This window comes from Lentilitoribacter sp. Alg239-R112 (assembly GCF_900537175.1).
GTDB lineage: Bacteria > Pseudomonadota > Alphaproteobacteria > Rhizobiales > Rhizobiaceae > Lentilitoribacter.
This window is the reverse complement of the sequence record NZ_LS999833.1, coordinates 493,814-508,032: the sequence shown is the minus strand read 5'-3', so window position 1 is coordinate 508,032 and position 14,219 is coordinate 493,814. Positions and strand designations below refer to the sequence as shown.

Genomic DNA, 14,219 nt, shown 5'->3' with positions numbered 1-14,219 from the left:
ACATTAATTTATTGACGATTTATGGTTAATGCTTGGTAAAGAACAGGCCAATTAATTGGCCGATTGTAACAAATTAATCGTATTTTCACCCCTAATTGGGTTCTTACGTTAACTGATGAGTTACCATGTGTGTTTACAATCAGCTCCATTACGATCTGGAGTATTAGAATGTCGCAAATCCACAATGACGATACAAATGTCGATATTGACCTCGGCAGTTTGTTTTTTGCGGTCAAGAAAAACATCGCAAAAATTGCAATATCAGCACTCATTGTTGGTGTTATTGCATTTGTGATTGTCAATATTGTTGATGAGCAATATCGCTCTGAAGCACGCGTTTTGATCGATAATCGTGAGCCTGTGTTTGCAGATCAGCAGCAGCTGAACGGCGGACAGCCTTCTGTTACCCTGGATGAACGCGGCGTAACAAGCCAGGTTGAAATTCTAAAATCAAATAATTTGGTCACCTCAGTTGCTCGAGAATTAGACCTTGCATCTTATGACGAGTTCAATGCACCAAAATCACCATCTTTCATTGCAAAGATTTTTATTGGCCTTGGTTTAATCTCTGATCCATATTCTATTCCGGCAGAAGAGCGCGTCTTAAAGGAGTTTTATGAACGCCTCGATGTTTATCAGGTCGGTGTATCACGGGTCATCGCTGTTGAATTTACATCTGAGAACCCGGAACTTGCAGAATCTGTACCAAATGCCATGGTTGATGCATTCTTACGTGTGCAGTCAGGGGAAAAACTCAAAGATAATACCCAAGCCAGCGCTTGGCTCGAACCAGAAATTGAGCGTCTGAGAGAAAGTGTTCAAGTTGCTGAGGCGCGCGTTGCGGAATATCGTGCGGAAAAAGGTCTCTTTACAATAGGGGATACTGACACGTTTGAAGGTCAGCAACTTTCTGATATTTCAGCGGAGTTAACACGTGTGCGTTCTGAAAAAGTCGATGCGGAAGCGCGTGCGACGACGGTACGTCGGGTTTTGGAAAAAGGCGAGAATATTGACTCCATCGCAAATGTTTTAGATTCGGCAACTGTACAAAGATTGCGTGAAAATGAAGCGGATATTCGTGGAAATATTGCGGATTTGTCAACAACACTTCTGGATGGGCACCCGCGCATGCAGGCATTGCAGTCGCAATTAATAGACGTTCAACGCCAGCTTCGCACCGAAGCGAGAAAAGTCTTGGCAAGCCTTGAGAATGAAGCGTCCGTTGCGCGTTTGCGCGAACGTGAGCTTCTTGGTAATTTCAATAATTTGAAAGCAAATTCTGCTCAAGCTGGCGGCGAAGAAGTACAATTGCGTGCGCTTGAGCGTGAAGCCGCATCTCAACGCGAATTACTAGAAACATATCTTGGTCGTTTCCGCCAAACAGCGTCGCGTTCGCAAGTAAGCGCTATTCCGCCGGACGCACGTATAATTTCTCGCGCTATTATGCCGACTGAGGCCTTTTTTCCAAAGAAACTACCGATCATCATCGCAGCGATGGTCGCAACTTTTATTATCGGTTCTATTTGGGTAATGTTGACCGAACTGTTTAGCGGTAGAGCGCTTCGCCCTGTTTCCGAAGCTCGATATGCGCCCGGACATGGTCAACACAATATTGGCCAAACACGTGCTGGTTCAAAAAGCCAATATGGTCATCATGCAGATCTCGGGCTTTTAACAGCCAGAGCTGAGATGGCTCCTGAATACCCAGACGGTGATCCAGCATTTACAGAAGAAAATTTGGTAAGTTCTCGTTACTCGATTTTTGATGTTTCGCAAGAATTTATGGTCGCATCAACGCGGTTGGTTATGTGCCTTTCACCTGAGGGTGGAAATGCCACAATGGGTTCGGTTCTTCTGGCGCGAAATTTAAGCGATGAACAGTGCAGATCAATCCTGGTTGATTTAACCATAGATGGTATGCCAAGCAGTTCGACCATCGGCACTAGTCGGATCAAGGGTTTAACAAATCTGTTATGTGGAGAGACTACGATTGCAGAAACAATTCATGCAGATGCAATGTCGGACGTGCATGTTATGGCCCGTGGGAATGGCAATATGCAGCGTGCGATGCAATCTGCTGAACGGATACCGCTTATTATTAATGCGTTGCTGGACAGTTATGACACTGTAATCGTTGAATGCGGACCGACAGACGTATCAAATGTAATACGTCTTGCAAGTCATCTTACAACAGAATTTGTAGTTTCTGTGAAAGATCTCCCTGATCAACAAATCATGGAATATAAAGAGGCATTTGCCGATGAGGGGTATCATGATGCACTCGTTATGGATATCGACCCGCGCAGCGACACCGTCAAATCCACATCGCATGATGCCTATAGTTCAGTCGCTTAACTGCACTGAGCGTTCGATATTTTGATCACATGATTACCGGCGAAATCTGTTCACCAGTTTGAGAAATTGTGGTGACGACTTTATTTTGCGTTTAATGGCAATTTTTAGTGTTTCCAACCATGCCGCAATATAACCACTGGTATTTAACGCAATAAATCCATCATAATGTTCAGTACGAATTGTACACCAAGAGTGCTTGTAAGGCTGATCGCCAATACCAAAATCGAACAAACGCATCCCGCGCTGAACCATGTTTTCGATGACATGATAGAATAAAAACTCGCCCGGGCTTGTTTGTGTTTGCGCTGCGATGTCCTCGTTAAATGAACTGAATTGGCAAATTGCATGGCCATTTTTTACTGTAACAGCTGCTATCGCGACGACCTCAGAGGCTTGATCTTTTTGTCGCAATGTAATCGCGTGAAGTTCCAGCTTTCCAATGTCACCCTGATCGAGTGCGCAAAGGTCAGCGAAGAAGTCCTGAATATCTTTTGTGCCAAATGCATCTGGCAGGCCCTTACTTTCAAAACGTTTGGCTTTTTGTAAGAAAAATGCCGAAATAATTTTCTCATTTTCAGCAATGCTATTGGAAATAATGTAACTCTGCTCGCCAATCGCACCAAGCTTTTTGGCCGTGCTGCGAACCATTTTGCGTTTACGTTTTGCGTTTATTTGAGCAAAAGTTTTTTCGACGGTGCTTTGTAAAGGCAGTTGAAAAGATGCATTTTGATTAAGCACTTTGGTAACAGAGCCAAACGGGTTTGGCACACCCACAAAACTTAAGCGCATTTTTTCAAGATGAATGGCATCAAAGGGAAGGGATAGTTTTCGTAACTCGATCTTAAGCTCTTCAATAAAGTCAGGCTTCATCTGATATAGAAACGCCTTTGATGCGAGCAAAAAATTCACATTGCTATGATCAGAACCAATAAGCCGCGCACGCTTAATACCGAATTGGGATTGAACCTCAAGTGGTAGAATAAATTCGATGCGTGAGTTAATAGACACCGTCACAAAAATTGGTTTTACTTTGTGGTTGTTGCACCAAGCCCGACACCAATTAAAACTCTGGTGCACGGAAATGTGATCCTCGGTTTCTATAAAGCGCCAGTCATGTTCAAGATCATAGATATTTGTAATAATTTTGATCTTCTTATCTTGCGTTGTCTCAATGTTTAAAATTTGAGCCTTTAGTAGTTTCGTACGCATCAAATTGCTTGGATGATAAGGTGATTGGCTTATCTCAATACGCTCATTGCTTGCCAATGAAGTTGCTAAGGAATTTGTCGCGTGACTTGTCATTTTTACCAAAATTTCCGTTAAATACGTGATTTCGGTCGATAATGGCTCCTAAAAGTCAACAAAAAATGATTTTAAGGCAATGAGGAAGAATAGATTGAAGCTATGAATAATGAGATCTAAACAGCAAATTTACAAATTGAACTATTTGGCGTTTTTGGGCTTAGGTGCCCCTTCCATCCATTTGATAAGCCACATGGCGGGCAATACCCACAATATTCCGGTGAAGAAAAAGTAGAGAAGGTGAACATACCAGGCAGATTCAGCGAGTTGGTAGGTGGCCACTGTAACGGCAAGAATGGCATAAAGCCCCACCAAAATAAGCATTAAGAATACACCGATAAATTTTCTAACGCGGGTTGGCATTTAATTTCCTTTAAACTTGCTGGCAATCAATAACTTGACTTTACCAGTAAGTGAAGACCCCCGCGACTGCTTGCCGCAAGTTTTCGTCTCTTGCATTGGTTATAAAAGTTGTGCCAATGATGCACGTGATAGGTACAAGACATGCCTTCGAGGAAAACTAAATGACTGAAAATGCGATAGAACACAGTGAATTGCTTGCCAAGCGAGATAATGCACAAAAACAGCGTGGTCTGCTCAGAATTTGGCTGGCTGTCGTTCTACTGGCTATTTTTGCACTTGTTATTGTTGGTGGTGCAACCCGCCTGACGGACTCTGGCCTTTCAATCACACAGTGGAAGCCAATTCATGGAGTGATTCCACCACTTAGCGCTCAGGAGTGGGAAGAGGAACTCGAACTCTATCGCCAAATTCCTGAATATCAGTTGATTAATAAGGGAATGTCTCTTGATGAGTTTAAATACATATATTGGTGGGAATGGGCACATAGATTGCTCGCCCGCGGTGTAGGTGTATTGTTTGGCGTCCCGCTTCTCATTTTTTGGTTATCTGGGCGGGTTGAAAAACCGATCCGTAAGCCACTGGTAGGTCTCTTGTTTTTAGGAGGACTGCAAGGTTTCATCGGGTGGTGGATGGTCTCGTCCGGCCTTGTCGATCGGGTTGATGTTAGTCAATATCGGCTAGCAACGCATCTAACGCTTGCCTGTATTATTTTTGCCGGCATTGTTTGGGTGATGCGCGGATTATCGCCACATACGGCAGATCACGCGCCAACAACATCGGCGCACCCGATGGCAATTTTGCTGGCACTGTTCGTAATTTTGCAAATATTTCTTGGTGGTTTGGTTGCAGGTCTTGATGCAGGACTTGCCTATAATACATGGCCTTTGATGGATGGCACATTTATCCCTGAAAACCTTTGGACTATCGAGCCAGTTTGGAAAAATGCATTTGAAAGCCCTAAGACAGTTCAATTTATTCACCGAATGAGCGCTTATATTCTTTGGGCGCTTGCGTTCATTCACATGGTGACTTGCATTAAGGGTGATGGGGATACAACGCATTCACGCCGTTCAGTCATCTTGTTTGTACTTGTTACATTACAGGCGCTTGTGGGCATCATGACGCTTGTTATGCAGGTTCCTGTTTCTTGGGCGCTTGTCCACCAAGGTATGGCGCTCGTTGTTCTTGGTTTTGCCATTGCTCACTGGCGCGGTTTTGTCGGCGAATATGCACTGCCGGTAGAAATAAAAAAGGGGAGCTAATCGCTCCCCAATGGCATTATCAATCGATTGTTTTTTAACTCCGATATTGTTCAATCATGAGATCAAGGTTTTGGACCGCAGCTCCTGATGCACCTTTGCCCAAATTATCGAGTTGCGCTGTTAGGTTAACCGTTCCCGCACCTTCTGTGCCAAACACATATAGACGCATATTGTCCTGGCCATTTAAACCTTCTGGATCAAGGCGAGCGGTACTGCTGCTTTCCTCTAACGTGGCAACGTCAACAAACTTTTGCCCATTATAATGAGCCGTAAGTGTCCGATGAATATCGGAAAGGCTGGGTGTATCCCTCAATAGATCAAGATGCAGTGGAACATGCACCAACATACCTTGTGCAAAGCGACCAACACTCGGTGTAAATATTGGTGTTCGAGTAAGGCCCGAGCGTGTCACAATCTCTGGTACATGTTTATGAGCGAGCGTAAGCGCATAGGCAAAGTGTGCCGATGAAATCGCACCGTCTACGCCTGTATCTTCCATTTGCGCAATCATTTGCTTACCCCCGCCAGAATAGCCAGAGACCGCGTTGACTGTCAGCGGATAATCGCTTGGCAAAATACCAGCTTGTACGAGCGGTGCCGTTAGTGCGATTGCACCTGTCGAGTAACAACCAGGGTTGGATACGAATTGTGCTTTCCTGATATTATCTTTTTGATCTGCATTTAGTTCGCCAAAACCGTATGCCCAATCAGGATGTGTTCGGTGCGCGGTTGATGCGTCAATGAACCGGGTACCGGCATCTGAGGCTAGTGCAACGGCCTCACGTGCAGCATCATCTGGTAGGCACAAGATCGCAATATCGGCCTCGCGCAATTTTTCCTTACGAATATCCGGATTGCGTCTGTCTTCATGCGCGATTGATAATAGATCAATATCGTTACGCTGTGTAAGGCGCGTGATGATTTGCAGGCCAGTTGTGCCATGTTCGCCATCTATGAAGACTTTTGCTTTCATGTGATCAATCCATTACTTATATAAAACAATAACTTACGACTATTTTTGGACTCAGTTTTGTAAATCGTTGAATCAAAAATTAAATTACGTAAACCAACTCGCTGGCAACAATTATTATCCGACATCGAGACGGGTGCTTATACCCTGCTAATATCGCCTGTACAATGCGTGAAAAGGCAATTTAAGTCTGAAGCGCCAATTTTTTTCGTTGTTTCAATTCGCTGAGGATATTGAAGATATTGGCTGAAAACACAATTACAGCACCAAGGAAAACAGGCCATTCCAGAACTTCTCCATAGAGGAAAAATGCGACAATAGAGATCAGCGGTAATCGTAAAAAATCGAATGGTGAAACCACGATTGCTGGCGCCAGCGACAGCGCTCTGGTTAGACTGAAGTGAGCCGTTAATCCACAAACGCCAATGATAAATAGCCAGATAAAATTATGAGCAGGAGGGATGTAAATATCTCCATCATGACCAGCTGCGATCAAGCCTAAACCTGTTTGAATGACCGTTAGCCAAAACATAATGCAGGTAATTGATTGTGTGCGTGTGAGGAGTTTTGTTCCGATATTCGCTCCGGCAAAGCCAATAGCACATAAAAAAGCTGCAATGATATAAGGTGAATATGTTGCCGTATCCGGGCGGGCAACAAGCAAGATGCCAATAAAACCCATAATGGCAGCAATAGTGCGCGCGCGCGTAAGTTTTTCTTTCAAGAAAATTGGGGCAAGGATTGCTACCCAGATAGGCGTGGAAAATTCAAACGCAAACAGCTGGGAGAGGGGAATTGCCGTAAGCGCAAAAAACCATAGGTTCTGGCCTGTGAAATGACATAGGTTTCGTAGCAAATGGAGACGTAATTTATCAAATTTGATCTCGTGCAGTGTGCCAATACTTCTTGCAATAGTCACAACAATGATGACACCAACGATGGATCGAAAGAGCATGATCTCAAATGTATCAATGTCACTATCAAGCGACCGTCCGGCAATCGCCATGGTGCTGAAGGAGGCGATTGCTCCAAGCATCCATATGGCAGCTTTTATCGGATTGTTGCTGTCGGTCATTCTTATCCCTGATGCTCACTAAATGGAAATGAATATCAGAAGAGATGTGCTTCTTAAAATAATACCCATCGCAATGAAACTAAACTTACAATGAGATGTTCGCCAGTGTTAAAAATCGCCTTTTTTGAAAAATATCATAGCCGTGGCAAATTTTGACCGGAAGCGATAACAAAATTATATCTGTTCCAAGCCTTTAACTGCAATAAATGACTTTGTGAAAAATCCAAATTTTTCTTTATGAATTTTGCCATCATAGAATAGCTTTTTAAAAATTTTATGACTTAGCAGGTAGCAACTTTCGACGATCACATAGCTATCAAGAAGGTCCTTACCCTTGTCAAAATGACCTACTGACATATTGTTCACTATTAAAACGCGCAGCGCTTTCGGCAGCCAATGCCAAGCAATGGAAACAAAATGCGGCTCTATTGGAAAGTGAAAGCTCGGTGTTTGAATAAAGTAAGTCTTTGCAATGCTTTGGGCTGAATTGCGAAAGTCAATAAAATCAGTCATCTGACCAACATGCTCAATACAGGAGTTAGAAAAACATATATCGTACTTTTGTTCAGGTGAATAATTGCGTGCATCACCAACAACAGAAGTAAAGATATCATCATCCACAATTGAGATTGCTTCCAAATTGACCAATGTGATCTTCATGTTTTTTTCGCGCAGATAGTCAAAGCCAATGGATTTCCAAAAAACTTCGGTTCCACCGAAGTCGACTATCGTAATTTCTCTAGCGCCATCGAAGTTATTATCAATGAATTGCATGAAGAATTTCGATCGTCTTTTTCGAAATTCATAGGCAAAACCTTTGCCATCTTCGTAATTGAATATTTGCTTTTTTAGATTTGCGCGCATTGTCATACTTTACTTATCGGAATTATCCGGCTTATCGGAATTAATTTGTTAAGCAATAGTTAACAGTTAGCAGAGTTATGAGATAGTCTGTTTTTTCATAAGTTAATCAAATGGTTAATTTTGGACAGATCTACAAAAAACGAAAAAGGCCGGAACAATGTCCGGCCTCTTTCAAATATATGTAAATAGAACTTAGTGTTCTGAGAGCTGTCCCTAAACTTAACGTTTTGAGAACTGGAAAGAACGACGAGCTTTTGCTCTACCGTATTTCTTACGCTCAACAACACGTGAATCGCGAGTAAGGAAGCCACCTTTTTTCAAGACAGCACGTAGGCCTGGCTCGTAATATGTCAAAGCTTTTGAGATACCGTGACGAACTGCACCAGCCTGGCCGGAAAGGCCTCCGCCTTTAACCGTTGCATTCACATCAAACTGGCCTTCACGTGCAGCAGCAACAACAGGCTGAAGCAAGAGCATTTGTGACACAGGACGTGCAAAGTACGAAGTGTAGTCACGACCGTTAACAATGATTTTGCCAGTACCAGGTGAAAGCCAAACACGTGCAATCGCGTCTTTACGTTTACCTGTTGCATAGGCGCGGCCTTGGGCGTCTAGTTTTTGAACATATACAGGAGCTGCCTCTACCGCTTCAACAGCTGCAGTTGCTTCGCCAAGTTCCGCTAGGGATTCAAGATCAGCCATACTTATGCGCTCCTTGTATTTTTCTTGTTCATTGATGCAACATCAAGAACTTCTGGTTTCTGTGCTTCATGAGGATGTTCGTTACCTGCATAAACGCGTAGATTTTTCATCTGAACACGGCCAAGCGGACCACGTGGGATCATACGCTCAACAGCTTTTTCCATAACGCGCTCAGGGAAACGACCTTCGATGATCGCACGAGCTGTACGCTCTTTGATGCCGCCAGGATAGCCTGTGTGCCAGTAATATTTTTTGTCTGTGTATTTTTTGCCGGTCAAAACAGCTTTTTCAGCATTGATGATGATAACATTGTCGCCATCGTCAACATGTGGTGTGTAAGTGGGCTTGTGTTTGCCGCGCAAACGCAAGGCAACCAAAGAAGCTAGACGTCCAACAACGAGGCCTTCGGCGTCGATGATGATCCACTTCTTCTCCACCTCAGCAGGTTTCTGCGTAAAGGTTTTCATATTAGTCTCTCTATGTTTGATCCAATCCCGGGAAAGGCTTCTTAAGGTGGCCTAACTCCATGTGGACATTTCTTGTTGCTTATATTCTGCACGCATACTCAATTGGTACTAAACGGCGCACAAAAAACAATGCGGCCCAAAAGAGCCACATCTGAGGCGGTATATAAGGGAGAGTCGGGTGGGCGTCAAGCGCAATGGTTGATATAATGCAACTTCAGATGATTGTTTGCAATTTACAGTTACTTCCGCACAGCCACAACGACGGTTTGGTCTTTCAAATGGTCATTTGTATTGATCGCCTGAACTTCGCCGATGATCTCAAACTCGCGGTCACCCTCATAGACTTCATATTCCGGAAATAGTTCCTTAGTGACCACGAGAACCATTGGGCGCGGATCTTTCATTTCTGCAAAGAATGCGTCTTCATCATCCGGCATGGACTTCACAGGTGAGCCCAATGGTGAGTTGATGTAAAACACCATGCTTGGTTCCAAGAAGCCATCCATGAAAACACGTTTCTTGGAAACATCAACTTTATTGATAATTTCGCCAATGGATTTTGAGATTTTGATCAATGGTTCCGCTGGCGAGATCATGAACCAATAGGCGAAGATGACGACAAGCGGCGTTGTTATGGTCAGCAGGCGGCTTGCGCCAATCACATTACCTACTCTCTGGCGATGGAATACAAAATGAACAATTGTACCGATGATTAAACCTGCCGGAATACCAACCAAGAAAGGGATGATGTCTGGTCGGAAAAACGGCACAGCGATCAAAGCAATAGCGATTGCCGGGGACAGCATCAGATAAAGGTATGCACCAAACTTCGAGTAGCTTTGCGTTTCAGCGTCTCGCACCTGCTTGATCATGATCGCTGCGCATATGATTGCCAAGGCTGGAAAAATCGGGAAAATATAGTGAGGTAGCTTTGAGCCCGCCAAAGTAAACATTACAAATGTTGGCGCTATCCAACCCCAAAGGAGCGCACGTTCGCGCCGAGTCCCCAATTTACCGGAAAATAGCGCCTTCAACCCCGCCGGAAGATGAATAGTCCATGGCATGAGCGTGATAAGAATGACAGGAATATAGGCAGGCAACATCCAGTAGTAACCAAGAGACGCAGTGCCGCCATAATTTTCTAGCGGTTCTTGAAAACGCTGAACAATATGTTTGCCAACGCCCATTTGCCACAGCGCGCCATCAGTTGCTGTATTGGCCGGAATGAGCCATATCGCAAACAAAATACAAGCCAATATAAATCCGCCTGCAAACACAACCATCGCCATGAATTTTGGCCGCTGGTCTGATGGTGTGAAAACCCATGAGAAAAACAAGGTTGTGCAAATCACAGCAGGCCCAACCGGACCTTTGATATAAAGCGTTGCGACCATGCCAAGCGTGAACAAGACAAGCATCGGCCACAAACTCTGTTGCTCGTAGAGAAACTTGGTATAGGCGTAAATTGCCAGAATGATGAAGAACATCATGGGCGCATCGTGCTGGGCAATCGAGCCAAGATATATGGTCAGGAATGCAGTGCCAAACATGATCATCGACCAAATGCCAATCGTATGGTCGAACATACGGCGTGCAATCAGATAGGTGAAAAATGCAGTGCCAGCCATTGTAGGAGCTGATGCAAAACGTGCTGCAAACTCGTTTTCACCAAACATCCAAAAACTGGTTGCCATCAGCCAGTATGTCATAGGTGGTTTGTGCGCAAATAGGTTGCCATTGTATGTTGGGAGGAACCAATCACCTGATAGCAGCATCTCAATTGCAGTACGGGCATAAAGCGGCTCATCACGATCCCAAAGTTCCGTCGCAGGCATCAAGATCATATACAGCATCATTAAGATGAGGCTTATGCCAAGCGCAAGATAAGTGCCTTGTCGTTTGGAATTTTGGTCGTAATTTGTTGCACTATCGCTCATGAGAGCTCCAAGAGTTATGCGTGATAATGTGCGAGGTAAGGCGCGGCGCGCAATTGGTCAAGTGTTGTTTGACGGCAGGTTGGATAATTTATGACCCTAGATACCTGCGCACGCGTCCACCGAGAATGGAGACGGCCAAGCCAACCATGATAATAATGATGCCGATCATGGCTATTACGCTAATGGTTTCGTTCACAATAAATACACCACCTAATAACCCTGATACGGGGATCAAAAGAGCGAATGGTGTGACATCTGCTGCGGGGTATTTGGATAGCATTTTGCCCCACATAGAATAGGCAAAAACCGTCGAGAATATTGATGCAAACAAGACTACGAATATGACTTGCAAATTGAAATTCTGGAAAGATTGCATGATCACGTCGGGGCCATCAAAAAATGCAGAGAGCAGCCAAAGCGGGATAAGTGCGACCACGCTTGCCCACACGATGACCGCAACAGCTTCTGTGCTGCCTGTGCGGCGGAAAAACATATTGGCTATGCCCCACATTAACGAGCCAAGCACGGTCAGGGCAAAACCAAGGAGATTGAAGTCCCCACCATCGTCGAAACTCATGACAAAAAGGCCCGCAAATCCAATGAGTAAGCCGATAACCTGATAGATTTGCACGCGTTCTTTATAGAGGAGAAAAGCAAGAATTATCGTAAAAAATACTTGCCCTTGAATAACAACAGAAGACAGACCAGCACCAAGCCCGAGTTTAATGCCAACAAACACAAGCGAGAATTTTATCACGCCGATAAATACACCAATTCCGGCAAATATACGCCAATCAACGCTGGGGCGAGGGATTACAAACGCCATGAGTGCTACAACAGTAAAACGCAACGCGTTGAGAAAAAGCGGCGGCACATATTCCATACCAAATTTCGTGACTGAAAAGTTCAGCCCCCAAATTGCAGTAACTGCTATGATGATGAGAATATCTTTGATTGCCATGGAAGGCTCCTTACCGGAATCGCTTTAACATTCAATCGCGGTAAGAACGAATATATTTTTTTGATGCATCCATAAAAATAGTTGAAGTATTCCGTTGTAAGGCGGTTGATGTCAAAAATGTGATCTTAAATGAGGATCATGTGACCAGAAATTGCGATAGCTTGCCGAAAATTCCATCAAAGAGGATCAAGCATGAAATCGCTATTCGCAGCATTGGCACTTCTCCTTTCGCTAAATTCTGTTCTTGCTCAGGATGCACAAGGTAACGATACGCCCGGTGATTGGGTTGTCACGCATTATAAGCCATTTGGATTGTGGGACAGCGTTTGTGATCAGGCCAAGCGGGATGGATCGATAATGAAACGATGTTATCTTCGTTATGTTGAGGTTTTTAGCCCTGCGCCAAAATTTGCGGCACAATTCCTATTCATCACGCCAGAAAAAGAAGGCCTAAAAGTAGAACTCGGCATTGAAAAGGGAACTTTGTTCAAAGGCAAGGGATTAAAAATTATAAATGACGAGAAGGAACTTTGGTCATTTGACCCAAATATGTGTTTGAATTTCGGTGAGTGTGTGTTTGAAGGAGACGAAGCTGAAATATTCATAACTGCGATGGCAGAGCCTTATGAGCAAAGCTCAAAACTTATATCTGATTTCACTGATCGCCATGGCGCAGGCCGTTTGCTAGATTGGGATTTGAGTCAATTTTCTGATGCCGTGTCCGACTTTAAGATACAGTCAAAACAACGCAAATTGATTAAATAAATTAAGAATTATTCTTCAACTATTTGCATTCGGATATTTTTAACTGAGGCAGCCGCAAATCGATATTGAAATGAAGATGTGGATAACGGGCATATATGAAGAATTTTGCAAGCGGGTTTAGTTCGTTGATTTTTATATGAAATTTCCTACTAAAAAATTAATAAGCTAAGTTCGTTTTGATTTTTAGAAATTTATTTCACTTTAATTATTTGCGTTTCGAACAATCACAGAGATAAAATTCTTTAGATCAATTGGATTTACTTATTATCGTCAATTGATGTCGTAAATATTGAGGAAGAGTAGGTAGAACAATAATGTTCATCTATGTCAAAAGGTGATATGAAGATTGAGAAAATAGCAGCTTTTTCAGAAGATGGCAGAGGGGGGAACCCGACCGGAGTGCTTCTTTTAGATGAAGAAATCCAATCTGATGAAATGCAATATCTTGCTTCTAATTTGGGGTATACAGAAACGGCCTTTGCATCTAGACAGGATGATGGGCGGTGGTTTGCACGATATTTCTCACCCGAGGTAGAGCTGCCTTCTTGTGGACATGGTACGACGACATTAGGTGCAGTGTTGGCAGAAAAATACGGCACAGCAAGATATGAAATTTGCCATAAAGACATTCAATATTGTGTAGACGGTCAAAAAAATAGCAACGGTTTAGCTGCGACAACTCATTCGCCAAACACCCATAGTAAGCAATTGAATGCAATGGCGACAAGCGAACTTTTGGATGTGTTTGGCTATCGCCGTGATCAATTAGATCCAGATATACCACCAGCGATAATCTATGCTGGCTCAACCCATTTTGTTCTGGCTCTTAAAAATAGAGAAGATCTGGCAAACATGTTTTATGAAATGGAAGAGGGGTGTCAGTTCATGCGCGATAAAAACATCTTTTCCATTATGCTCGTATTTGCAGAAAACAATCACATATTCCATGCGCGAAACACTTATGCCGCCTGGGGAGCAATGGAAGATCCCGCAACAGCCTCTGCAGCTGCGGCGCTTTCAGGTTACTTACGTGATATCGGTTGGCCGCATGAGAATGCCCTCAAAATCATCCAGGGCGAGGATATGGGCGCAAAATCTATTCTAAGAACCGAGTTTTCTGACGTTAAAGGTAGCCCGGTAAAGGTTATCGGACGAATGAATAAATTAGACCGTTAATAATGATAGCGCTTACATAT

General features: G+C 43.7%; 13 protein-coding genes. 4 read left to right on the top strand and 9 right to left on the bottom strand.

All coding sequences use genetic code 11. From position 1 onward, the window contains the following. Nucleotides 1-168: 168 nt before the first annotated feature. A complete protein-coding gene (locus G3W54_RS02985; protein ID WP_162651660.1) occupies nt 169-2,355 on the top strand; it encodes a Wzz/FepE/Etk N-terminal domain-containing protein in 2,187 nt (728 codons plus the stop codon). Nucleotides 2,356-2,388: 33 nt separating this feature from the next. Here the strand turns inward: G3W54_RS02985 and G3W54_RS02980 are convergent, their stop codons facing one another. Continuing rightward, nucleotides 2,389-3,564 (bottom strand): GNAT family N-acetyltransferase, encoded by a 1,176-nt coding sequence (locus tag G3W54_RS02980; RefSeq protein WP_162651659.1) that lies wholly within the window; start codon nt 3,562-3,564, stop codon nt 2,389-2,391. Between the two features lie 234 nt (nt 3,565-3,798). After that, on the bottom strand, nt 3,799-4,020 hold the full coding sequence (locus tag G3W54_RS02975) for a DUF2842 domain-containing protein (protein ID WP_162651658.1): 222 nt from the start codon (nt 4,018-4,020) through the stop codon (nt 3,799-3,801). A gap of 161 nt (nt 4,021-4,181) precedes the next feature. Here G3W54_RS02975 and G3W54_RS02970 point away from each other — a divergent pair, with 161 nt between their 5' ends. Next, on the top strand, nt 4,182-5,282 hold the full coding sequence (locus G3W54_RS02970; protein WP_162651657.1) for a COX15/CtaA family protein: 1,101 nt from the start codon (nt 4,182-4,184) through the stop codon (nt 5,280-5,282). 34 nt (nt 5,283-5,316) lie between these two features. Here G3W54_RS02970 and argC read toward each other — a convergent pair whose 3' ends face one another. The 7 genes from argC to G3W54_RS02935 all read right to left on the bottom strand — a co-directional run bounded on the left by argC (nt 5,317) and on the right by G3W54_RS02935 (nt 12,258). Then, the gene (gene argC / locus G3W54_RS02965; RefSeq protein ID WP_162651656.1) at nt 5,317-6,255 is read right to left on the bottom strand and encodes an N-acetyl-gamma-glutamyl-phosphate reductase; all 939 of its coding nucleotides are present in this window, start codon (nt 6,253-6,255) and stop codon (nt 5,317-5,319) included. 181 nt (nt 6,256-6,436) lie between these two features. Further along, nucleotides 6,437-7,327 carry a DMT family transporter gene (locus tag G3W54_RS02960; RefSeq protein ID WP_162651655.1) on the bottom strand — a complete coding sequence of 297 codons (891 nt, stop codon included), beginning with the start codon at nt 7,325-7,327 and terminating at the stop codon, nt 6,437-6,439. Nucleotides 7,328-7,501: 174 nt separating this feature from the next. Next, nucleotides 7,502-8,197, bottom strand: coding sequence for a hypothetical protein (locus G3W54_RS02955; RefSeq protein WP_162651654.1), 696 nt, complete (start codon nt 8,195-8,197; stop codon nt 7,502-7,504). A gap of 213 nt (nt 8,198-8,410) precedes the next feature. Then, nucleotides 8,411-8,893 (bottom strand): 30S ribosomal protein S9, encoded by a 483-nt coding sequence (gene rpsI / locus G3W54_RS02950; RefSeq protein WP_162651653.1) that lies wholly within the window; start codon nt 8,891-8,893, stop codon nt 8,411-8,413. 2 nt (nt 8,894-8,895) lie between these two features. Continuing rightward, nucleotides 8,896-9,360: a 50S ribosomal protein L13 gene (rplM, locus tag G3W54_RS02945; protein WP_162651652.1), complete on the bottom strand. Its 465-nt coding sequence runs from the start codon at nt 9,358-9,360 to the stop codon at nt 8,896-8,898. A 239-nt stretch (nt 9,361-9,599) separates the two neighbouring features. Then, complete coding sequence (locus G3W54_RS02940) at nt 9,600-11,297, bottom strand: glycosyltransferase family 39 protein (RefSeq protein ID WP_162651651.1); 1,698 nt, start codon at nt 11,295-11,297, stop codon at nt 9,600-9,602. Nucleotides 11,298-11,385: 88 nt separating this feature from the next. Continuing rightward, entirely contained in the window at nt 11,386-12,258 is an 873-nt protein-coding gene (locus G3W54_RS02935; RefSeq protein WP_162651650.1) for an EamA family transporter, read from the bottom strand. A gap of 192 nt (nt 12,259-12,450) precedes the next feature. Between G3W54_RS02935 and G3W54_RS02930 the strand changes: the two genes are divergently transcribed. Together G3W54_RS02930 and G3W54_RS02925 are read left to right on the top strand one after the other, a co-directional pair. Next, nucleotides 12,451-13,023, top strand: a complete 573-nt coding sequence (locus G3W54_RS02930; protein WP_162651649.1) for a hypothetical protein — start codon at nt 12,451-12,453, stop codon at nt 13,021-13,023. A 339-nt stretch (nt 13,024-13,362) separates the two neighbouring features. Next, nucleotides 13,363-14,199, top strand: coding sequence for a PhzF family phenazine biosynthesis isomerase (locus G3W54_RS02925; RefSeq protein ID WP_162651648.1), 837 nt, complete (start codon nt 13,363-13,365; stop codon nt 14,197-14,199). Nucleotides 14,200-14,219 lie beyond the last annotated feature (20 nt).